The 22,468-nt window shown below is 62.6% G+C and carries 19 protein-coding genes; 8 read left to right on the top strand and 11 right to left on the bottom strand.

What is annotated here, in order from left to right; all coding sequences use genetic code 11:
• Positions 1–56: 56 nt before the first annotated feature.
• The 9 genes from tuf to rpoB all read right to left on the bottom strand — a co-directional run bounded on the left by tuf (position 57) and on the right by rpoB (position 14,530).
• Positions 57–1,250, bottom strand: a complete 1,194-nt coding sequence (gene tuf, locus JOF28_RS12390; protein ID WP_209706019.1) for an elongation factor Tu — start codon at positions 1,248–1,250, stop codon at positions 57–59.
• A gap of 161 nt (positions 1,251–1,411) precedes the next feature.
• On the bottom strand, positions 1,412–3,526 hold the full coding sequence (fusA, locus tag JOF28_RS12385) for an elongation factor G (protein ID WP_209706018.1): 2,115 nt from the start codon (positions 3,524–3,526) through the stop codon (positions 1,412–1,414).
• Positions 3,527–3,681: 155 nt separating this feature from the next.
• Positions 3,682–4,152, bottom strand: coding sequence for a 30S ribosomal protein S7 (rpsG, locus tag JOF28_RS12380; protein ID WP_130453700.1), 471 nt, complete (start codon positions 4,150–4,152; stop codon positions 3,682–3,684).
• Positions 4,152–4,526, bottom strand: coding sequence for a 30S ribosomal protein S12 (gene rpsL, locus JOF28_RS12375; protein WP_209706017.1), 375 nt, complete (start codon positions 4,524–4,526; stop codon positions 4,152–4,154). Before rpsL ends, rpsG begins: the two co-directional genes overlap by 1 nt.
• Before the next feature lie 286 nt (positions 4,527–4,812).
• Positions 4,813–5,445: a spermidine/putrescine ABC transporter substrate-binding protein gene (locus JOF28_RS12370; RefSeq protein ID WP_209706016.1), complete on the bottom strand. Its 633-nt coding sequence runs from the start codon at positions 5,443–5,445 to the stop codon at positions 4,813–4,815.
• A gap of 2 nt (positions 5,446–5,447) precedes the next feature.
• The gene (locus JOF28_RS12365) at positions 5,448–5,930 is read right to left on the bottom strand and encodes a hypothetical protein (RefSeq protein ID WP_209706015.1); all 483 of its coding nucleotides are present in this window, start codon (positions 5,928–5,930) and stop codon (positions 5,448–5,450) included.
• Positions 5,927–6,931: a hypothetical protein gene (locus JOF28_RS12360; RefSeq protein ID WP_209706014.1), complete on the bottom strand. Its 1,005-nt coding sequence runs from the start codon at positions 6,929–6,931 to the stop codon at positions 5,927–5,929. The genes JOF28_RS12365 and JOF28_RS12360 overlap by 4 nt, the downstream gene beginning before the upstream one ends.
• A 170-nt stretch (positions 6,932–7,101) precedes the next feature.
• On the bottom strand, positions 7,102–10,995 hold the full coding sequence (locus JOF28_RS12355) for a DNA-directed RNA polymerase subunit beta' (RefSeq protein ID WP_209706013.1): 3,894 nt from the start codon (positions 10,993–10,995) through the stop codon (positions 7,102–7,104).
• Between the two features lie 37 nt (positions 10,996–11,032).
• Entirely contained in the window at positions 11,033–14,530 is a 3,498-nt protein-coding gene (rpoB, locus tag JOF28_RS12350) for a DNA-directed RNA polymerase subunit beta (protein WP_209706012.1), read from the bottom strand.
• A 304-nt stretch (positions 14,531–14,834) separates the two neighbouring features.
• Here rpoB and JOF28_RS12345 point away from each other — a divergent pair, with 304 nt between their 5' ends.
• From JOF28_RS12345 to JOF28_RS12330, 4 genes are all read left to right on the top strand, one after another.
• Positions 14,835–15,533, top strand: coding sequence for a phosphatase PAP2 family protein (locus JOF28_RS12345; RefSeq protein WP_209706011.1), 699 nt, complete (start codon positions 14,835–14,837; stop codon positions 15,531–15,533).
• Positions 15,534–15,623: 90 nt separating this feature from the next.
• Positions 15,624–15,863: a glutaredoxin domain-containing protein gene (locus tag JOF28_RS12340; RefSeq protein ID WP_245190340.1), complete on the top strand. Its 240-nt coding sequence runs from the start codon at positions 15,624–15,626 to the stop codon at positions 15,861–15,863.
• Positions 15,856–16,719 (top strand): spermidine synthase, encoded by an 864-nt coding sequence (locus JOF28_RS12335; protein ID WP_209706009.1) that lies wholly within the window; start codon positions 15,856–15,858, stop codon positions 16,717–16,719. Before JOF28_RS12340 ends, JOF28_RS12335 begins: the two co-directional genes overlap by 8 nt.
• Entirely contained in the window at positions 16,712–17,173 is a 462-nt protein-coding gene (locus JOF28_RS12330; protein WP_209706008.1) for a SprT-like domain-containing protein, read from the top strand. The genes JOF28_RS12335 and JOF28_RS12330 overlap by 8 nt, the downstream gene beginning before the upstream one ends.
• Here the strand turns inward: JOF28_RS12330 and JOF28_RS12325 are convergent.
• On the bottom strand, positions 17,170–17,727 hold the full coding sequence (locus JOF28_RS12325) for an NUDIX hydrolase family protein (protein ID WP_209706007.1): 558 nt from the start codon (positions 17,725–17,727) through the stop codon (positions 17,170–17,172). The genes JOF28_RS12330 and JOF28_RS12325 overlap by 4 nt on opposite strands.
• Positions 17,728–17,906: 179 nt before the next feature.
• On the opposite strand from JOF28_RS12325, the gene JOF28_RS12320 reads away from it, so the two are divergent.
• The 4 genes from JOF28_RS12320 to JOF28_RS12305 all read left to right on the top strand — a co-directional run bounded on the left by JOF28_RS12320 (position 17,907) and on the right by JOF28_RS12305 (position 21,545).
• Positions 17,907–18,785 (top strand): nitrilase-related carbon-nitrogen hydrolase, encoded by an 879-nt coding sequence (locus JOF28_RS12320; protein WP_209706006.1) that lies wholly within the window; start codon positions 17,907–17,909, stop codon positions 18,783–18,785.
• On the top strand, positions 18,782–19,657 hold the full coding sequence (locus JOF28_RS12315; RefSeq protein ID WP_209706005.1) for a M15 family metallopeptidase: 876 nt from the start codon (positions 18,782–18,784) through the stop codon (positions 19,655–19,657). The genes JOF28_RS12320 and JOF28_RS12315 overlap by 4 nt, the downstream gene beginning before the upstream one ends.
• A 6-nt stretch (positions 19,658–19,663) precedes the next feature.
• The gene (locus JOF28_RS12310; protein WP_209706004.1) at positions 19,664–20,092 is read left to right on the top strand and encodes an NUDIX hydrolase; all 429 of its coding nucleotides are present in this window, start codon (positions 19,664–19,666) and stop codon (positions 20,090–20,092) included.
• A gap of 172 nt (positions 20,093–20,264) precedes the next feature.
• Entirely contained in the window at positions 20,265–21,545 is a 1,281-nt protein-coding gene (locus tag JOF28_RS12305) for a sigma-70 family RNA polymerase sigma factor (protein ID WP_209706003.1), read from the top strand.
• Here JOF28_RS12305 and JOF28_RS12300 read toward each other — a convergent pair.
• Positions 21,528–22,425, bottom strand: a protein-coding gene (locus tag JOF28_RS12300; protein WP_209705613.1) for an IS5 family transposase whose coding sequence is annotated in 2 segments (ribosomal slippage) — positions 21,528–22,067 and positions 22,069–22,425 — 897 coding nt in all. Because the reading frame shifts where the segments join, the coding sequence is not laid out codon by codon here. The two genes, JOF28_RS12305 and JOF28_RS12300, sit on opposite strands and share 18 nt — an antisense overlap.
• Positions 22,426–22,468: the final 43 nt, after the last annotated feature.

Here is a 22,468-nt window from a genome sequence, read left to right as displayed (position 1 = left end):
GACGCACAAAACCCCCGGGATTACTCCCGGGGGTTTTGTTAGTTCAACCTAAAGAATTAGGAAAGAACCTTGGTCACCGTGCCGGCGCCGACGGTGCGGCCACCCTCACGGATTGCGAAGCCGAGGCCATCCTCCATAGCGATGGGCTGGATCAGCTCAACGACCATGTCGGTGGTGTCGCCGGGCATAACCATCGGCTTGTCCTCGGGCAGGGTGATAACACCGGTCACGTCAGTCGTACGGAAGTAGAACTGGGGACGGTAGTTCGTCTCGAACGGGTTGTGACGGCCGCCCTCTTCCTTCTTCAGGATGTAGGCGGTGCCCTCGAAGTTCGTGTGAGGCGTGATCGAGCCAGGCTTAACAATAACCTGGCCGCGCTCTACGTCTTCGCGCTTGGTGCCGCGAAGCAGCAGACCACAGTTCTCGCCGGCCCATGCCTCGTCGAGCTGCTTGTGGAACATCTCAATACCGGTGACGGTCGTCTTCTGCGTGGGACGCAGGCCAACGATCTCGACCTCGGAGTTGATCTGCAGCGTGCCACGCTCGGCGCGACCGGTCACAACGGTGCCACGACCGGTGATCGTGAAGACATCCTCAACGGGCATGAGGAACGGCTTGTCCTTGTCACGCACGGGGTTGGGGATGTTCTCGTCGACAGCAGTCATGAGCTCGAGAATGGAGTTAACCCACTTCTCTTCGCCCTGCAGTGCCTGGTAGCCCGAAACGCGGATAACGGGAACGTCATCTCCGGGGTAGCCCTGCTTGGAGAGCTCCTCGCGGACCTCCATCTCGACGAGCTCGAGGATTTCCTCGTCGTCGACCTGGTCGCACTTGTTCAGTGCAACCATGAGGTAAGGAACGCCAACCTGCTTCGCGAGAAGGATGTGCTCCTTGGTCTGTGCCATCATGCCGTCGGTAGCAGCAACCACGAGGATTGCGCCGTCCATCTGGGCAGCACCGGTGATCATGTTCTTGATGTAGTCGGCGTGGCCGGGTGCATCAACGTGCGCGTAGTGGCGCGTGTCGGTCTCGTACTCAACATGCGAGATGTTGATCGTGATGCCGCGCTGGCGCTCTTCGGGAGCCGAGTCAATCGTGTTGAAGTCGCGCTGCACGTTGACGTCTGACGGGAACTTGTCAGCAAGCGTCTTCGAGATAGCGGCGGTAAGAGTCGTCTTACCGTGGTCAACGTGACCGATCGTACCGATGTTTACGTGCGGCTTGGTCCGCTCGAACTTGGCCTTCGCCACTATGGTCCTCCTCAGGACATCGAGTACTGCATTCCTTCGACCATTTCGAAGGGTACAAATACCAGGTTTGTTTACTATGTTACAAGCTCAGCGCCGCGATCGCGACCTGAGCCTCACGGCGGGCGGTCAGCATGTCGCCAACCGCCCACCGCTGGGCGGAATTACTCGCCCTTAGCCTTCTGAACGATTTCTTCGGCTACTGCCTTCGGCACCTCAGCGTAGGAGTCGAAGGTCATCGAGAACACGGCGCGGCCGCTGGTCTTAGACCGCAGGTCGCCAATGTACCCAAACATTTCTGAAAGCGGAACCAGTGCGCGAATAACCTTCACACCGCTGGCGTCTTCCATGGACTGGATCTGGCCACGACGTGAGTTCAAGTCACCGATAACGTCGCCCATGTACTCCTCAGGAGTACGAACCTCGACGGCCATCAGCGGCTCGAGGATAACCGGCTTCGCGAGGCGAGCGGCTTCCTTGAACGCAATCGAGCCGGCGATCTTGAACGCCATTTCAGACGAGTCAACATCGTGGAAAGCGCCATCGAGGAGCTGAGCGCGCACACCAACGACGGGGAAGCCCGCGAGGATGCCGTACGACATTGCGTCCTGGATACCAGCCTTGACCGAGGGGATGTATTCGCGAGGAATACGGCCGCCGGTGACCTTGTCTTCGAACTCGAAGATCGAGTCGCCCTCAACCTCGAACGGCTCAATAGCGATCTGCACCTTAGCGAACTGACCCGAACCACCGGTCTGCTTCTTGTGGGTGTAGTCGTACTTCGCAACCGTGCCACGAATCGTCTCGCGGTATGCAACCTGGGGCTTGCCCACGTTTGCTTCCACGTTGAACTCGCGACGCATACGGTCAACCAGGATGTCGAGGTGAAGCTCGCCCATACCCGCGATAACGGTCTGGCCGGTCTCTTCGTTCTGGCTTACGCGGAACGTCGGGTCCTCTTCAGCAAGCTTCTGAATGGCGACGCCCAGCTTTTCCTGGTCGCTCTTCGTCTTCGGCTCAATTGCAACCTCGATGACGGGCTCGGGGAAGGTCATCGACTCAAGCACTACCTGCTTGTCGGGATCACACAGCGTGTCACCCGTGGTCGTGTCCTTCAGACCGATCACTGCGTAGATGTTACCCGCGGTGAGCTGGTCAACAGGGATTTCCTTGTTGGCGTGCATCTGGAAGATCTTGCCGATGCGCTCCTTCTTGCCCTTGGTCGAGTTGACGACCTGTGAGCCCGAAGGAATCTGGCCCGAGTACACGCGAACGTAGGTCAGACGACCGAAGAACGGGTGAACGGCGATCTTGAACGCGAGAGCCGAGAAGGGCTCGTCAGCGGCCGGACGGCGCTCGATGACGATCTCTTCGTCGCGAGGATCGTGTGCCTCGATGGCGCCCACGTCGAGCGGGTTCGGGAGGAAATCAACAACCGCGTCGAGCATCGGCTGGATGCCGCGGTTCTTGAAGGCCGAGCCGCAGTACACGGGGTAGATCTCGTTGCCAACAACGAGCTTGCGAATGCCGCCCTTGATCTCTTCGATCGACAGCTCTTCGCCAGCGAAGAACTTCTCGAGCAGAGCGTCGTCGGTCTCAGCGACCGTCTCGACGAGCTTTGCGCGGTACTCTTCAGCGCGGTCCTGAAGATCAGCGGGGATCTCCTGAACTTCGTAGTTTGCACCGAGGGTAACGTCACCCTTCGAGTCGCCCTCCCAGACGAATGCCTTCATCGACAACAGATCGACGACGCCGATGAAGTCAGACTCCGAGCCAATCGGAAGCTGCATCACGAGCGGCTTTGCGCCGAGGCGGTTGACGATGGTGTCTACGGTGAAGTAGAAGTCAGCGCCCATCTTGTCCATCTTGTTGACGAAGCAGATGCGGGGAACTTCGTACTTGTCAGCCTGACGCCATACGGTTTCCGACTGGGGCTCAACGCCCTCCTTGCCGTCGAACACAGCGACGGCGCCGTCGAGGACGCGCAGTGAGCGCTCTACCTCAACGGTGAAGTCAACGTGACCGGGGGTGTCAATGATGTTGACCTGGTTTTTGTTCCAGAAGCAAGTCACGGCGGCAGACGTGATCGTGATGCCGCGTTCCTTCTCCTGCTCCATCCAGTCAGTGGTCGAGGCGCCATCGTGGGTCTCGCCCAGCTTGTGGTTAACACCCGTGTAGAACAGGATGCGCTCGGTCGTGGTGGTCTTGCCAGCATCGATGTGAGCCATGATGCCGATGTTGCGGACCTTACTCAGGTCAGTGAGCACGTCTTGTGCCACGGGGTCTCCTCCGGGTGGGGATGAAAGTTTGAAGTGCGCTGGACGTGAAGACCCGTGCGGGGCCCGGCACAGCACCAGCTATGAGAACCAACCGGCGGGGTGAGCGGCGCACGTTGCCGAAGCGTCGATGCGCCACCCACCTCACCGAGTGATGACTACCAGCGGTAGTGAGCGAACGCGCGGTTCGACTCTGCCATCTTGTGAGTGTCCTCGCGGCGCTTCACAGCGGCACCAAGGCCGTTGGATGCGTCGAGGATCTCGTTGGTCAGGCGATCCGTCATCGAGTTCTCGCGACGGGCCTTCGCGTAGCTGGTCAGCCAACGCAGTGCGAGCGTGTTCGCACGGTGAGGCTTAACCTCGACGGGCACCTGGTAGGTGCTACCGCCGACGCGGCGTGAACGAACCTCAAGGGTGGGGCGAACGTTATCGAGCGCCTTCTTGAGAACCGTCACGGCATCCTGACCTGACTTTTCAGCAACGGCCTCGAGTGCACCGTAAACGATGCGCTCTGCGAGACCCTTCTTGCCGTCGAGCAGAATCTTGTTGACGAGCTGGCTCACGATGGGTGCGCCATATACCGGATCAGCGACTACGGGGCGCTTCGGAGCAGGACCTTTACGAGGCATTACTTCTTCTCCATCTTCGCGCCGTAGCGGCTACGAGCCTGCTTGCGATCCTTGACTGCCTGGGTATCGAGAGCACCGCGGACGATCTTGTAACGAACGCCCGGGAGGTCCTTAACGCGGCCACCGCGTACGAGCACGAGTGAGTGCTCCTGCAGGTTGTGGCCCTCGCCCGGAATGTAGGCGGTGACCTCAGTGCCGTTACGAAGCTTTACGCGAGCAACCTTACGCATTGCCGAGTTGGGCTTCTTGGGGGTGGTGGTGTAGACACGGGTGCAAACCCCTGCCTGCTGCGGGTTCGCCTTAAGGGCAGGCGCCTTGGTCTTAACGACCTTCGGCGTGCGACCCTTGCGAACCAACTGCTGAATGGTAGGCAATGATTCTCCTATTTAGTCCTGCACGGTGACAGGAATGCTTCCAATGGATGAGCATGCATCGTCGCTTACGCGGCGAATGAGCTGCTGCGCACTCGGAAACCCTAGGGTTCTCGCGCGCGCGGGTTCAGCTATGCCGTGGGGGTATCCGCCTTGCGACGGACGACCCTACAGTGCACGCCCGTTTACCGCCTCAGGGCAGCGCAAACGGGTGCACACCAGTAAGTTAGCTTACGCGCTACTGTGCCCCGGGCGCAAGGGACGCACGGCTGACGCACAGGCTCGCGATTTATTGGGGTGGTTCGAGGCCGGCGCTGAGCTCGTCGAGCAGGGCCTGCACCTGGGGTTCCACGAAGCGTTCAATGGCCGTTTCGATGCGTGTGCGGTGCGCCATCAGCGCGAAACACAGCTCGTTGCCGACCGTTTCTGCGCATTCATCTGCGCGCGCGATCTCGGCGCGCAGCACCTCACGCTCTCGCGCGGTGAGTGGCGGGCGGGGCTCCGGCGCTGGCGGCTGAGCCTCGGCCGCAAGGCCCGCGAGCGTAAACAGGTACGGCTGTGATCCGTCGGCTGGATCCGGATCAGGATCGAGCCCATCGAATTCAGGTTCGAGGCCCGCGCTCGGATCGTACCCGCCCGAGGCGCGCTGCTCCTCCCCCGTGAGCTCGGCGTGCAGCATGGGCAGTTCCTGCTGCGTGAAGTCATCAACGATGCGATCGATGATGCGTTGCATGCGGGTCGTGAGCGCGTGCGTCACCTGGTGCGGCACGTCGCGGCCGATGCCCGCGGCGGTGAGCAGCGGGGATCCGGTGCAGCGGCGGCACACCCGCGCGCGCCCGCGATGATGACCGGGGCTCCACGAGGGCAGCCACCTGAGCCACGCGTCAACAGCGACCAAGACCCGATCTTCAACGACCGACACGACTATTCGTTCTCCTCCGCACGCTCCCACGGCCACCTCGGCGCGGGGCGATCGGTGTAGACCCGGCGCACCAGCACGCCCCAGCCCGCGAGATTCGCGAGCAGCCACGAAGCGGCAAGCGCCAGCGCGTAGGGGCTCAGCCAGGTCTCGGCGAGCGTCATGCCCGCGAGCATGCCGCCAAGGCTCCACACGAGGTAGCTGCCGGCGATCGCGCTCACCATCAGGCCCCACGAGGGGCGCTGACGCCCCCGCAGCAGCGCGATCGCTTGGCGCCACAGCGATGTGGCGAACAGCGCGACCGCAATCATCACGAGCACGGGCGCGGCCCAGCTCGCGACATGATCGGTGGCGACCGGGTCGCGGCCCGTGGCCAGCGCGATCATTCCCCAGCTTGCGACGACGAGGGCCACCGCGACCACCGACGTGGCGGCGACCAGCGCCGTCACGTAGCCGCGGGTGACGCCTCGCCGGCGCTGCACGGTCATGCCTGCTTCGCCTGCACCTCTGCCAGGGCGATCTCGTATTCGGCAATGGCGTCAGCGTTGCGCTGCTTCACGCGGCGACCGCGAGCACCGATCCATGCACCAAACCAGATCGTCACCTCGCGGCCAATGAGGCCGGCGGCGATCGCGGGCAGGCTCAGGCCGAACTTCTCGATCAGGGCACCGGGTGCTACGTCGATCAGCGCGCTCACACTGAGTTCATCAATGACGAGGCCGATGGTGGCCGCGACCCACACGAACGCGCCAACGAAGAAGCCGCCGAGCACGTAGGCCCACCAGCCCGCGCGGCCCACGATCAGCACGAGCACCGCGAGGCCGACGAAGAAGCCGAGAATGGCCACGATGTAGCCCCACGAGAGCAGGTTGCTCACGAGGCCGTCCACGAACTGCGACGGCGCGAGCGAGGGGGCGAGCAGGGCCGACACGATGCCGGCGCCCACGATCGCAAAGCCGACGGTGGCCAGCAGTGCAATCAGCACGCCGGCGCCGCGGTTGCCCCGCAGCTCGGGCGGCATGGGCGACTGCATGTACAGCGCGGCCATCGGGTGGTCTGCTGCGACACGAATCTCACCGTCGCGCACCACGTCTTCGGTGGCGCTCGGCAGCTCATCGAGCGTCATGGTGGGGTCGGCCTGGCCGCCCCGCATGTCGATGTTCAGCTGAGTGTCGACCTCTGAGATCGCCTCGCGGCGTGCCTGCTCGGCAATCTCGGGGGTCGGAGCCACGCCCGGGTCGATGTTGGTGGCGTCGTGGGATCCGGATCCAGCCACGTCGTGCGCCTGGGGCGCTTCGACGGCCTCGCTGGCTGCGGCATCGGCAGCGGGGTGTGCGGCAGCGTCGGCGGGGGCGCTCGTGGCGCGCTCGACGGCCTCAAGCACCTCGGTCGCGCTCGCCTCAGTCTCGGCGACCGGTGCGCCGAGATTCGCGGGCGCCTCGGAAGCTTCCGCAGCTCTCGATGCTAGATTCTCGCGTTCTTCGCTCATCGCTCCACCTTTTGGGTCGAAAATCATTGGTGTAGATACACCTCCAGTCACTGTATAAGCTCATCTGGGGTTTGGCGCAGTCACTCGCCGATATCACGAAAACACCACGAAAAACGCGCATGGGCGCCCGCACCGAAGTGCGAACGCCCATGCGCGTTGGGGCCAGCTAATTAGCTGTAGTTGCCCGGGTTGAACTCGTCAGCGTTGAAGCTGTCGAAGTCCACGAACGACAGGTCGTTCTCGTCGAAGGTGCCTTCGGTCGCGAACAGGCGGTTCGGGTAACGCTCCGCCTTCGCTTCTTCAGTCGCCTGCACGGTGACGTCGCGGTAGACACTCAGGCCGGTGCCGGCCGGAATGAGCTTACCGATGATGACGTTCTCCTTCAGGCCGATGAGCGGATCCTTCGATCCTTCCATCGCGGCCTGCGTGAGCACGCGGGTCGTCTCCTGGAACGAGGCGGCCGACAGCCACGACTCGGTCGCAAGCGACGCCTTCGTGATACCCATGACCTCGGGACGAGCGGTAGCAGCCCGCTTGCCCTCGATCACGGTCTCGCGGTTGATGCGCTGGTACGTCGCGCGGTCAACGAGAGCACCGGGCAGCATGTCGGTCTCGCCGTGGTCAACGACGGTCACCTTACGCAGCATCTGGCGAACGATAACTTCGATGTGCTTATCGTGAATCGGTACACCCTGTGAGCGGTACACGTTCTGTACGCCCTCAACGAGGTACTTCTGCACGGCGCGCTCACCGGGGATGTGTTTGCCGAGCTCAGTCGAGCCGACCTGCAGAATATCCTTCGGATCCAGGGTGCCCTGGAGGAACGGCTGGCCGAGCTCGACGCGATCGCCATCTGCAACCAGCAGCGTGGCGCGCTTGAGCACGGGGTAGATCTTCTCTTCGGTGCCGTCGTCAGGCGTCAGCAGGATGCTGCGGCCCTTCGGGGTGTCCTCAATGATGATCCGGCCTGCGGCCTCAGCGATGGGCGATGCACCCTTGGGGGTACGTGCCTCGAACAGCTCCTGCACGCGGGGAAGACCCTGCGTGATGTCGTCTGCCGAAGCCGAACCACCGGTGTGGAAGGTACGCATCGTCAGCTGGGTACCGGGCTCGCCGATCGACTGGGCCGCGATAATACCAACGGCCTCGCCGATGTCGACGCGCTGACCGGTTGCGAGTGAACGGCCGTAGCACGTTGCACACACACCAACAGCCGACTCACACGTGAGCACGGAGCGCACCTTGATCTCGGTGATGCCAGCGCTGACGAGCTGCTCGAGGAGCACATCGCCTACGTCGGCACCGCTGGTAGCCACCACGGTGCCGTCAGCGGCAACAGCCTCTGAAGACAGCGTACGTGCGTATACCGAGTTCTCGACGTTTTCACCGATGACGAGCACGCCGTTTGCGTCTGCAGCAGCGATCGGCAGATCGAGGCCGCGGCGCGTGCCACAGTCCTCTTCGCGGATGATGACATCCTGCGAAACGTCTACCAGTCGACGCGTCAGGTAACCCGAGTCTGCGGTACGCAGAGCGGTATCAGCCAGACCCTTACGAGCACCGTGGGTTGCGATGAAGTACTCCGCAACCGACAGGCCCTCACGGTACGAGTTGATAATCGGGCGAGGGATAATCTCACCCTTCGGGTTCGATACGAGGCCACGCATACCCGCGATGTTACGGATCTGCAGCCAGTTACCACGAGCACCCGACGACACCATACGGAAGATGGTGTTGTCCTCGGGGAACGAGTCGCGCATCGACTGAGCGACCTCGTCGGTTGCCTCGGTCCAGATCTCAACGAGCGCCTTGTGGCGATCGCTGTTCTGGATCATACCGAGATCGTAATCGCGCTGAACCTTTGCGGCACGCTGCTCGTGCTTCGCAATGATTTCGCCCTTGTTCGTCGGCGTCACCACGTCAGAGAGCGCAACGGTTACGCCTGAGCGTGAAGCCCAGTAGAAACCAGCGTCCTTGATGCGGTCGAGGGTCGCAGCGACCTCCACCTTCGGGTAGCGCTCAGCGAGGTCGTTGACCAGGCTTGACAGCGAGCCCTTGTCGGCGACGCGCTCGAAGTAGGGGTAATCAACGGGAAGCGCCTCGTTGAAGATCGCGCGACCAAGCGAGGTCTCAACGATCACGGGCTTCTCGGAGGTGACGCCCTGAGCATCGGTGTAACCCGTGAGACGGATCTTCACCAGCGAGCCAAGGTCGAGCGTGTGCTCGTCCATAGCCAGGATCGCCTCGGAAACCGAGCCGAATGCGCGACCGGTGCCGGCTGCGCCTTCCTTGAGCGTGGTGAGGTGGTGCAGACCGATGATCATATCCTGTGAGGGAAGAGCAACGGGGCGGCCGTCTGAGGGCTTCAGGATGTTGTTCGAGGCGAGCATCAGCACGCGTGCCTCTGCCTGAGCCTCAACCGACAGCGGCAGGTGAACTGCCATCTGGTCACCATCGAAGTCAGCGTTGAACGCGGTGCAGACGAGGGGGTGCAGCTGGATAGCCTTACCCTCAACGAGCTGCGGTTCGAACGCCTGGATGCCGAGGCGGTGCAGGGTCGGTGCGCGGTTCAGCAGCACGGGGCGCTCGCGGATGATCTCCTCGAGTACGTCCCAGACCTCTGAGCGTGCGCGCTCAACCATGCGCTTCGCGGCCTTCACGTTCTGTGCGTGTGACAGATCCATGAGGCGCTTGATGACGAACGGCTTGAACAGCTCGAGTGCCATCTGCTTGGGCAGACCACACTGGTGCAGCTTGAGCTGCGGGCCAACCACGATGACCGAACGGCCCGAGTAGTCAACGCGCTTACCGAGCAGGTTCTGACGGAAACGACCCTGCTTGCCCTTGAGCATGTCGCTCAGTGACTTCAGAGCACGGTTGCCGGTGCCCGTAACGGGGCGACCACGGCGGCCGTTGTCGAACAGTGCGTCGACAGCTTCCTGCAGCATGCGCTTCTCGTTGTTCACGATGATCTCGGGAGCACCGAGATCAAGCAGACGACGCAGACGGTTGTTGCGGTTGATCACGCGGCGGTACAGATCGTTGAGATCTGAGGTCGCAAAGCGGCCACCGTCGAGCTGCACCATGGGGCGAAGCTCGGGCGGGATCACGGGAACAACGTCGAGCACCATCGAAGCGGGGCTTGCGCCCGTCGTGAGGAACGAGTTGACAACCTTCAGACGCTTGATCGCACGGATCTTCTTCTGGCCCTTACCCTCGGCGATCTGCAGCAGCAGCAGTTCGCTTTCAGATTCGAGGTCGAAGCTCTCAAGACGCTTCTTGATTGCTTCGGCGCCCATGTAGGCCTCGAAGTAATCGCCGTAGCGGTCCATGAGGTCAGCGAAGACGGCGTCCTCAGGCTTGAGGTCGCCCACCTTGAGGTTGCGGAAGTCTTCCCACACGCGCTGCAGACGAGAAATTTCCTCGTCGAAGCCCTTGCGGATGCCCGTCATTTCCTTCTCGGCTGAAGCTTCAGCGCGACGGCGCTGATCGGCCTTCGCCCCTTCGGCTTCGAGCGCTGCGAGATCAGACTCGGCCTGCTGCTGACGCTTCGCAATTGCGATGTCGCGCTGGTCCTCAAGCGTCTTCAGCTCGAGGCGCAGTTCTGCCTCCAGCTCGCCGAGGTCTTCGTGACGACCCTCGTCGTCAACGTCGATCACCATGTAGGCAGCGAAGTAGATGACCTTTTCGAGGTCCTTCGGCGCCATATCAAGCAGGTAGCCGAGACGGCTCGGCACGCCCTTGAAGTACCAGATGTGCGTGACGGGTGCCGCCAGCTCAACGTGGCCCATGCGCTCACGGCGCACGCTGGACTTCGTTACTTCTACGCCACAGCGCTCACAAACGATGCCCTTGTAACGCACACGCTTGTACTTGCCGCACGCGCACTCCCAGTCACGGCTCGGCCCGAAGATCTGTTCGCCGAACAGACCGTCCTTCTCAGGCTTCAGCGTGCGGTAGTTAATCGTTTCAGGCTTCTTGACCTCGCCGAACGACCAGCTGCGAATGTCATCCGCGGTCGCCAGACGGATCTGAAGCTCATTAAAGTCTGTACCCTCGAGCAAAATGTTCTCCCTTGGTAACTAAATCGTCTGGTCCGGCTTAGATCTCGTCAACAGACGAGGTCTCGAAGCGGGAGGAAAGGTTAATGCCGAGCTCTTCCGCGGTGCGGTGTGCCTCATCGTCGTTGTCGCGCAGGCTGACGACGTTGCCGTCAGATCCCAGGACCTCAACGTTCAGGCAGAGCGACTGCATCTCCTTCATCAGAACGCGGAAGGACTCAGGCACGCCGGGCTCTGGGATGTTCTCGCCGCGAACGATGGCCTCATAGACCTTCACGCGACCGAGAATATCGTCAGACTTGACGGTGAGGAGCTCCTGCAGCGCGTATGCGGCGCCGTAGGCCTCGAGTGCCCAAACTTCCATCTCGCCGAAGCGCTGGCCGCCGAACTGAGCCTTACCGCCCAGGGGCTGCTGCGTGATCATCGAGTAGGGGCCCGTTGAACGCGCGTGGATCTTGTCATCCACGAGGTGGTGCAGCTTCAGGATGTACATGTAACCAACCGAGATCGGGTACGGGTACGGCTCGCCTGAACGACCATCAAACAGACGGGTCTTGCCCGAGCTGCCGATGAGACGGTCACCATCACGCGTCTTCAGCGTGGAGTCAAGCAGACCGGCAATTTCAGCCTCTGACGCGCCGTCGAACACGGGGGTTGCGACCTTCGTGTTCGGGGCAGCTTCAAGTGCCTGCTCTGACAGCTGAGAAGCCCACTCGGGGTTACCCTCAACCTTCCAGCCCTGCTTGGCGATCCAGCCCAGGTGCAGCTCGAGAACCTGACCGAAGTTCATTCGGCCGGGAATACCGAGCGGGTTCAGGATCACGTCGACGGGGGTACCGTCTGCCAGGAACGGCATGTCCTCAACGGGCAGGATCTTCGAGATGACACCCTTGTTGCCGTGACGGCCAGCAAGCTTGTCACCCTCGGTGATCTTACGCTTCTGCGCAATGTAAACCACCACGCGCTGGTTGACGCCCGAGCCAAGCTCATCGTCGTTGTCGTTCTCTGCGTCAAACACCTTAACGGTGGTGACCGTGCCCGAAACGCCGTGCGGCACCTTCAGTGAGGTGTCGCGAACTTCGCGGCTCTTCTCGTTGAAGATAGCGCGCAGCAGGCGCTCTTCAGCCGAGAGCTCGGTCTCACCCTTGGGCGTGACTTTGCCAACGAGGATATCGCCGGGGCCAACTTCAGCACCGATACGAATGATGCCGCGCTCGTCGAGATCCTTCAGCGCTTCCATGCTGGCGTTGGGGAGGTCACGGGTGATCTCTTCCTTGCCGAGCTTGGTGTCGCGTGCGTCAACATCGTATTCCTCGATGTGGATCGATGACAGCGTGTCATCCTTCACCAGGTTCTGGCTCAGGATGATGGCGTCCTCGTAGTTGAGGCCTTCCCACGGCATGAATGCCACGAGCAGGTTCTTGCCGAGTGCGAGCTCGCCGTTCTCGGTAGCGGGACCATCAGCGATGACCTCGCCAACCTCGATGCGCTCGCCTTCCTTGACGATCACACGGTGGTTGTAGCTCGTGCCCTGGTTCGAGCGATCGAACTTGCGCAGGAAGTAGCTCTTGCGGCCACCCTCATCGAGCTGGATCGTGACGACGTCAGCCGAAACTTCCTCGATGACGCCTGCCTTCTCGGCAACGATCACGTCACCGGCGTCGATGGCTGCGTAGCCCTCCATACCGGTACCGACCACGGGCGACTCGCTGCGCACGAGCGGCACAGCCTGTCGCTGCATGTTGGCACCCATGAGTGCGCGGTTCGCATCATCGTGATCCAGGAACGGGATCAGCGAGGTTGCAACCGACACCATCTGGCGGGGCGAAACGTCCATGTAGTGCACGCGTTCTGCGTCTACAAGAACCACCTCGGAGCCACGGGGGCGTGCGAGCACCTGAGCGTCAGCGAACTTGCCCTCAGCGGTCAGGGGTGCACCAGCCTGTGCGATGAGGTACTCGTCCTCTTCGTGGGCGGTGAGGTAGTCAACCTGATCAGTGACAGCACCCTCGATGATGCGACGGTACGGCGTCTCGATGAAGCCGAACGCATTGATGCGCGCGAACGTTGCGAGTGCACCGATCAGACCAATGTTCGGGCCTTCAGGGGTCTCAATGGGGCACATGCGGCCGTAGTGGGACGGGTGAACGTCTCGCACCTCGACGCCTGCGCGGTCACGTGAGAGACCACCGGGGCCAAGAGCAGACAGACGACGCTTGTTCGTCAGACCCGCGAGCGGGTTGTTCTGGTCCATGAACTGCGACAGCTGCGAAGTACCGAAGAACTCCTTGATCGCTGCGAGCACGGGGCGCGTGTTGATCAGGGTGTTCGGCGTGATGGCTTCGATGTCCTGAGTCGTCATACGCTCGCGAACAACGCGCTCCATACGGCTGAGGCCGGTGCGCACCTGGTTCTGAATCAGCTCGCCAACGGCGCGGATGCGACGGTTGCCGAAGTGATCGATGTCATCGGTGTCGAGACGGTTGTTGATTTCCTTGCCGTCACGAATGCCGGGAAGGGTCTCAGTGCCAGCGTGGAGGCCCACGAGGTACTTGATCGTCGCAACGATGTCTTCCAGCGACAGCACCGAATCGGTGATAGGCGCGTCGATACCCAGCTTGCGGTTGATCTTGTAGCGACCCACCTTTGCGAGGTCGTAGCGCTTCTCGTTGAAGTAGCTGTTCTCGAGCAGAGCCTTGGCGGCTTCAATTGCCACCTGCTCGCCCGGGCGCTGCTTCCGGTAGATATCTTTGAGTGCCTCTTCCTGGGTCAGGACAGCATCCTTCTCCAGGGTGAGAGCGATCGACTCGTAGCCGGCGAATTCCTCGAGGATCTCGGCGCTGGTCATGCCGAGTGCCTTCAGGAACACGGTGACCGACTGCTTACGCTTACGATCGATGCGAACACCGACCTGATCGCGCTTGTCGACCTCGAACTCGAGCCATGCACCACGGCTCGGAATAACGCGTGCGGTGAAGACGTCCTTATCGCTCGTCTTCTCCTGTGCGCGCTCGAAGTACACACCGGGGCTACGAACGAGCTGCGACACAATGACGCGCTCGGTGCCGTTGATGATGAAGGTGCCCTTGTCCGTCATGATGGGGAAATCGCCCATGTAGACGGTCTGGCTCTTCAGAACCTGAGTCTCGGTGTTGTAGAACGCAGCCTCGACGTACAAAGGAGCCGCGTAAGTCTTGCCGCGTTCCTTGCACTCTTCGATGGTGAACTTCTGCTCGTCGAGAATCGGGTTCTCAAACGACAGCTGCATAGTGCCAGCGTTGTCTTCGATCGGTGAGATCTCGTCGAAGATTTCTTCGAGGCCGCTCTTCAGCGCGATGTCATCGCGCCCCTGAGCCTGTGCCTCGATGACGCTCTGCTTCCAGGCGTCATTACCGACGAGCCAATCAAAGCTCTCAAGCTGCAGCGCCAAAAGGTTTGGCACCGACAGCGTGTCGGAAATCTTGGCGAAGGAAAGTCGCTCGTGATTGCGACCGTTCTTCGGTTGAATGGTGGACGATGCGTTGCGCGCAGCAGCCAAGGAAACTACCTCCGTGGGCCCCGTCGGGCCGGTTGACCTGGTCTTGCGAGAAGTGCATCGGATCACGAGATCGAGGCTCATATGCGCTTTCGCGCCAGCTCCCGGGGCCTACCACTATATGAAGGCACACTGGTGTCCGTAGTGCAGCTATCTACTGTAACATCATCGTTACGTACTGTCTACGATTTACGGGGCATTCGTCGCCAAAATTGCGGTGTCCCAGCATATTCCCGGCTTATAGCTGCCTGGAGTGTGACGCGCGGTGTTTATCGAAACCCGCAGGTCGCGGCGCTACTGTGGCCAGATGCATGATGTTTCACACCCGTCCAGCGGCACTGCAACCAAGCCTACCCCGCTCCCCCGCAACGCTTCAACTTGGGCGTTTCTCGCCATCGCGGTGGTGGTGGGCTTCGGCGCCTATCTCGGTTTCGTCTCGGTCGGACCGCTCGCAATCGATGATTGGTGGCACGGGGCTGCTCGGGTCGAACGCTCGTCATTGGGGCACGCACTCGCTGTGTTTATGGCCGAGGTGGGCGGCGGCATCGGGGCGGCCTCCTGCGCCGCCATTGCCGCGGCACTCTTTTTCGCGGTGCGGCTACCGCGAGGCGCGGCAACGGTACTCACCGCAATGTTGCTGGGCATTGCGGGGTCTGAGCTGCTGAAGGCGCTGGTGTCACGGCCCCGCCCGTGGGACCAGCTCTACAGCGCCGCGGGCAGTTCATATCCGTCAGGGCACACCATGGGCGCGGCCGCGCTCGCCGTGTCAATCGCGCTCGTGGCGTGCAGCGCCTACGATTTCACGTCTCGCCAGGCAGCCGGGGTATGGAGCGTGGCAATTCTTTGGGTGGCAACAATGGCTTGGAGTCGCACCGCGCTGCACGTGCACTGGCTCACCGACACCCTCGCGGGCGCGCTGCTGGGCACGGCAGCTGCGCTGATTGCACTCGCACTGTGGCACCCCGAACGCACGGTCGATCAAGTCAATGTCAGTGGCTCACTTTAGGCTGGGGGCATGACCCACGATTCATCCTCTTCTTCATCGCAAGCCGATGCAGCCGCACCCGCTGCTGATGCAGCGCAGGCCGAAACGATCATGTTTGGTGCTGATTGGTGCGGCGACTGCCGCCGCGCGAAGCTGGTGTTTGAGCGATCTGGCGTGCCGTACCGCTACGTTGACCTCACCCAAGATCCCGCGGCCGCCGATGTGGCACGTGACATCAGCGGGCGCACCAATATTCCGGTGATTGTGTACCCCGACCGCAGCCACCAGGTCGAGCCGTCAAACGCCGAGATGCTACACATGATCGAGAAGCTGGGGTTGGCTCGTGGCTAAAAGCATTCTTCCCGCTCCCATCACGCTACCCTCGGGGCTCGTCGCGGCAATCGAACACGATGAGTGGGTGCAAGACGCCATTCAGCTCGTCATCGATGGCACCCCGCAGTCGCATGTGAATCTTGCCGACCCCTCAGAGCTCTTTTTCGAGTACGTGCGCCGCATCGGGCACGTGATCGATCTGTTTCGCCCCGAGGGCGACCCCATCTCGGCGCTGCACCTGGGTGGCGGCGCGTTCACGCTGCCGCGCTACATCGAGGCCACCCGGCCCGGCAGCCGCCAGCAGATCATCGAGCTCGAGGGCGCCATCGTTGACCTCGTGCGCGAGGCGGCCCCGCTGCCCAAGCGCGCCAGCATGCGCGTGCGCCGGGGTGACGCCCGTGAAATGCTCGGTAAGCTGCCCGAGGGCATGCAGGGCGCGATGGATCTGGTCGTCGTCGACATCTTCGCTGGCGCGCGCACACCAGCGCACGTCTCAAGCGTCGAGTTCTACGAACTCATTCGGCCGCTGCTGGCACCTGGCGGTGTCATTGCGATCAACACCGCAGACGGCACGGGTCTCCCCTTTGCTCGCGGTCAAGCGGCAACGCTGTCGAGTTTATTCCCCTCGGTCGCGGCGATCGCCGAGCCGCAGGTACTCAAGGGGCGCAGATTCGGCAACATTGTGTTTGTAGCGTCCACTGATTCACTCGACGCGCTCGATTGGCTCCCCCGGCTGCTGGCCGGCGGCCCACACCCGGCACGCATGCTGCACGGCAGCGAGCTCTCAGAGCTGGTGCGCGGCGCGAAAGTTGTCACCGATTCCACCGCGATCGATTCTCCAAAACCGGCGAGGGAGCTGTTCGGCCGTGGCTGAGCTGGCGCGCGTGCGGGTGTGGGCTGAGGCGCTGATCAAGATGCACCTCGACTCAGATCATTGGAGCTTTGGCTTCGACCATGCAAAGCGTCGCGCTGGATTGTGTAATTTCACGCTCAAGCGCATCACGGTGTCACGCTATCTCGCGGCAAAATTTGACGACGATGAGGTCCATCAGATTTTGTTACACGAAGTGGCTCACGCCATCGCCGGCCCCCGGGCCGGGCACGGCCCGCACTGGCGCCTCATCGCCAAATCCATCGGCTACGTTGGCGGGCGCACACACCACGGTGAGATCGCGCACGAGCACGCCAGCTGGGTGGGCACGTGCCCGGCGGGCCACGAACACTTCAAGTTTCGCCGCCCCACCCGCGAGCAATCGTGCGCGAAGTGTTCGCGATCATTCGCGCGCGCGCACATGATCACCTGGCGCGCACGCACGCAACAGAACTAGCAGCCGGCTGCGGCGAGCGCCTGGCGCAACAGGGTGCCCCGCCCGCCCGAGAGTTCGCGGGCCGTTTCGTCTGAGAGGGCCTTCTCGGGGGTCATCCAGGTAACCTCGAGGGCGTCTTGCCGCGGGTTGCAGGTGCCGGTTACCGGCACCACGTAGACGAGGGAGACGGCGTGCTGGCGGTCATCGACGTACTGCGAGATGCCCGGCATGGGAAAGTATTCGGCGACCTGCATGGGCACCAGTGCGGTGGGCATCTGTGGGAAGGCCATCGGGCCGAGGTCGTTTTCGAGGTGGCGGGCGAGTGCTTCGCGTACGGGTTCGCCGTAGCGCACGCGGCCTGACACGAGGGTGCGGTTCATGACGCCATCGGGGGTGCTGCGCAGCAGTAGCCCGACTTCGGTGACTTGGCCGAGCCCGTTGATGCGTACCGGTACGGCTTCAACGTAGAGCATGGGCAGTCTGCCGCGCACGAAGCGCAGTTCTTCTTCGTTGAGCCAGCCCGGGTTGCTGGGTCGGTGATCGTCTTCGGGCCGTGGCGCCGTGTCGATGCTCATGCGTGTTCGCCCTCCGATGTGCGGCTCTGGGCAGCGGTCGCGGTTACGACCCCACCACGCACCATTGTGCCGCACACGACCGTGCGGTGCAGCAATGTCGCCCGTTCGGTTTCGCCATGTCGGCGCTACGGTGCATCGCGGGTTCCGCGTGCGCGGGTCTGCGGCGTAGTGTGGTGGGTATGCCTGATACTCAGACGAACCCTGCTTCAGCGTTGGCCCGTGTCGCTCTTGTGCAGGTGTCGAGTCCCCTCGATGAAACGCCTGCTGATCGGATTGCCCGGGTGGCGGCGCTGCTGCGCGCGCAACCTGGAGTTGATCTGTTTGTGTTGCCCGAGCTGTGGAGCCCGGGATACTTTTCGTTTGAGCAGTATGCCGAGCGTGCTGAATCACTGCTCGGGCCGACCGTAGCGGCGATGTGCCTGGTGGCGCGTGAGACGGGCAGCTGGGTGCACATGGGCAGCATTATTGAGCGGGCTGACACCGGGCAGCTGTTTAACACGGCGGTGTTGATCGATCCTGCGGGTGAGATCGCTCAGGTGTACCGCAAGATTCATGTCTTTGGGTATCAGTCGCTCGAAGCTGAGCTGCTGACCCCGGGGGCCGCGCTGAGCGTGGTGGCAAGCCCGGTGGGTCCGCTTGCGAGCACCACTTGCTATGACTTGCGTTTTCCCGGGCTCTGGCAGCAGATGAGTGAACGCGGCGCTGAGGCCGCGATCGTGCCTGCCGCGTGGCCGGCTGCCCGCCGTGAGCACTGGCGCGTACTCACGCAGGCGCGCGCGATCGAGCATCAAATCTGGGTGCTGGCGTGTAATGCCAGCGGAGATCAGGGTGGCGTGGAGCTGGGCGGGTTTAGTCGCATCGTTGACCCGCGCGGCCGCATCATCGTTGAGTGCGGAGCTGGTGAGGAGATCGTGTTCGCAGATCTGCCCCGCGATGCGGTGCGGCTTACGCGCGCAGAATTTCCGGTGATCGCTGACCGGCTTGACGCTCAGGCGTATGCCCGGCTCAGTGCCGACCCGCTGAGCGGGGTGGCTTCGTCCCCTACGATGTTCCTATGACTTCGTTTCAGTTGCGGGGAGCCGTTCCCGCATTCATCGCGCTGATGCTTGCTGGTTCTTTGGCCGCGTGTGGCGCTGCGCCTGAGCCCGAGGCCCGCGCTCCCAAGAAGCCGGCTGCTGAGCAGGCCGCCGAGGCCAAGGCGAAACAGACCGAGGAAGCCCCCGCGGCTGAGCCCGTCCCCGAGGCCCCGGGTGCTGAATCCCCCGCGCCCATTGATCCGGATCAGGCCGCGCCTGCCGCCCCCGATCTCGTGAGCCCCGGCTTCGATCGTGCGTTGCACTCCATCGATGATCCGATGTCAATTTGGGTCGTCGGCAACAAGCTGCGCCCGCTGACTCCCGAGAATTTCGAGCCCACCGACCTCGTACCGACGCAGGGGGTCGCCAACGACAACGGGCAGCCGCTTCGTGAGGCCACCGCACGCGCCGTTGAGCAGTTCATTGCCGGCGCGAGCGAGGCCGGCCACGACGTGCGCATTATTAGCGCGTACCGCAACTATGACCTGCAGGTGCAGCTGTACAACGGCTACATCGTGCGCGATGGCCAGGCCGCCGCCGATACCTATTCGGCCCGCCCCGGGCATTCTGAGCATCAGACCGGCCTCACCGTTGACCTCGACGATTACGGTACCTGCTATTTGGCGGCGTGCTTCGGCGAAACCCCCGCCGGCCAGTGGCTGGCAGCAAACGCCGCCGATTACGGGTTCATTGTGCGCTACCCCTCGGGCAAGGAGCCGGTAACCGGCTTCACCCCCGAGCCCTGGCACTTCCGCTATGTCGGCACCGAGCTCGCGGGCGAAATGCGCGCGACCGGTGTGTCCACGCTCGAGGAGTTCTTCGGGCTCCCGGTTGCCCCCGGTTACGCCGAGTAAGCGCTCGTGAATCAACACTCGGCGATCGTCGACCGCGTCATTCACGTCAGCGCGGTCGTGCTGCGTGACCGAGACGGCCGCGTCCTCAACGTGCGCAAGCGCGGCACCCACATGTTTATGCTGCCTGGCGGCAAACCCGAGCCTGGTGAGGATGCCGCGATGACGGCGGCCCGCGAGGTCGAGGAAGAGCTGGGCTTCACCCTCGAGCTGAGCGCGCTGTCGCTGCTGGGGCGGTTTCGCACCGCCGCCGCCAACGAGCCGGGCTATGCGCTCGAGGCCACGGTCTACACCTATCCGTTCTTCGCGGAGTCGTTGAGCGCTGCCCCGCAGGCTGAGATTGCACAGCTGGAATGGATCGATCCGGTGCTGCCCCGCACCGATCTGGCCCCGCTGAACACCGAGTTCGTCTTCCCCGCGCTGCTGAACGTGGCGTAGCCCCCGCGTTCGGAGTAGCTACCCCTCCTGTTTTTTGCCGCTATTTGGCCCCGCACGCATGAAGACGCATAAAAGAATTGTGGATCGCGTCAGATTGCCGCTTACTGAGGTGTCTGCATAAGCGTCAAAGGGTGTATGCCCTCAAAATCATTGAGAACCTTCAGGAGGGGCTTTGAGCAAGGGACTTGATCTCGCACACGCTTCAGACATGGCGCTCGTTGAACTTTCTCGCGGCGGATTCAATGACGCATTCGCAGAGCTCTGGAAGCGGCACTCGGGGGCAGTGATCGCGGCCACTCGGTCGTTCACCGGGTTTGATCCCGATGATGTGGTGCAAGAAACGTTCACGCGCATCTTTGATCAGATCCAATCTGGGCAGGGGCCACAAACCGCGTTTCGTGCTTACGCCATGGTGACGGCCCGCAACATTGCCACGAACATGGCACGTAAGCACAGCAACAACGAGGTCACCGGCGCCGCAGACGAGGTGTTTGAGCACACCGACCGCGCCCCCAAAGACATGGCCGACACTGTGCTGAGCAACAGCTTCACCCTCGGGGTGTTCTCGTCGCTTCCCACAAAATGGCAAGAGGCGCTGTGGTATCGCGATGTCGAAGACCTGCCCATCAACCAGTGCAGTTCCTTTCTCGGGCTGAACGAGAATGCCACCACGGCGCTCGTCAAACGTGCCCGCGAGGGGTTCAAGCAGGCATGGATCGCGGCAAACATTACCCCCGCTTCACAGCTGTCGCCCGAGTGCGAGTGGTTCGTTGAGAAACTGCCCAAGTATGTGCGCGGCCGTGCACCCGCCACGGTGACCAAACGTATTGAGGCGCACCTGGCGACCTGCCACCGTTGCGCCATCGTGGCCGAAGAATCTCAGAACGTGCATAAGCGCCTCGCGCTCATTCTGCTGCCGCTGTTTCTCGGCGGCCACGCGGCCGCCGGCTATCTCGCGTGGATTCAGGCCGGGCACAACCAGGTCGCGGTGGCGGCCCACGCGGTGCAGGGCTTGGCCGTGCACGGCACGTCTGCCAAGATCGCCGCTGTCGAAGCAGTCAGCATCAAGGGTGCCGCCGTCAGCGGCGCCGCCCACTTTCCCGTCGCTGTGGTGGCGGCAGCGTCGGCCGGTGTGGTCGCCGTCGCCGTCGTAGCGGTGACGTTTCTGGGCGGCACGGCTGCAGAGCCACCGCGCACCCCCGGCATCGCGCAGGGGGTGGACGAACAGCCACCCGCGAAGCTCGACCAGGCCCCACCCGATGCGGTGCAGACTCGCCCGTCCTCCTCCGTTGAGGCACCGGCAGTCGTGTCGCCCTTTGGTCGTGCGCCTGCGCAAGCGACCCCGCCCGCGGCTTCTGATCCGGGGCCTGCGTCAGAGGCACCGGCGCCCGCACCAGAGATGCCACCGCGGGAGGCGACCCCGGCGCCCGAGCCACTAGGGCATGTCTCGTAAATGTTGTGTCCAGGCGATGACCGCGTGAAGTAACACTGCTGCCCGGTACGTCAACGACAGTTTGTCGTACCGGGTTGCGATGCCTCGCCACTGTTTCACGTGGCAGAACCGTCGCTCGATCACGTTACGTCCTCGATAGTTCTCGGCGTCGAGTTTGGGTGGGCGACCGCCCTGACTTCCGCGGCGTTTGCGATGCCCGATCTGGTCTCTCGGTTCAGGGATGACCGCCTCAATGCTGCGCTCGCGTAGATGGGCGCGAATTGCGCGAGACGAGTATGCCTTGTCGCCGCGGACCGCGTCCGGGCGAGTGCGCGGCCTGCCAGGCCCGGTTCGTTCCACACGCAGAATCTCAAGCAGCGGCAATAACATCGGCGAATCGCCGTCTTGCCCGGCCGTGCAGACAGTCACCAGCGGCAACCCGTTGCCGTCTACGAGCTGATGAATTTTAGTCGAGAGGCCGCCGCGAGAACGACCCACCGCATGATCAAGCGGCTCGGTCAGCAGATTCTTGTAATTCGATGTATCCCTTTTTTAGGCGCGTCACGTTCGTTGCGTGCTGATGCGCGCGAGCGATCGTGGAGTCCACCGAAATCGACCAATCAACCATTCCGGCAGCATCTGCCTCCGCCATCAATTGGCCAAGGAGGGCATCCCAGGTGCCGTCTGCGGCCATGCGGCGATGCCACCGCCACACTGTCTGCCAAGGTCCGAACGCGGCAGGAAGATCACGCCAAGCAATGCCGCACCGGTAGCGATAAATGATGCCCTCGACCATGGTGCGGGCATCGGCATAGGGGCGCCCTTGTCGACCAGTCGGGCCAGGAAGCGATCCCGAAATCAGGTTCCACTGGTCATCGTTGAGGAGCTGGAATCTTGACACGCATCAACGATCCCAGACTCCACCCCAAATCTTTACGAGACAC

Source organism: Leucobacter exalbidus (assembly GCF_017834145.1).
Classification (GTDB): Bacteria; Actinomycetota; Actinomycetes; order Actinomycetales; family Microbacteriaceae; genus Leucobacter; species Leucobacter exalbidus.
The sequence above is the reverse complement of the archived record's forward strand: the minus strand, read 5'-3'. Positions and strand labels throughout refer to the sequence as shown.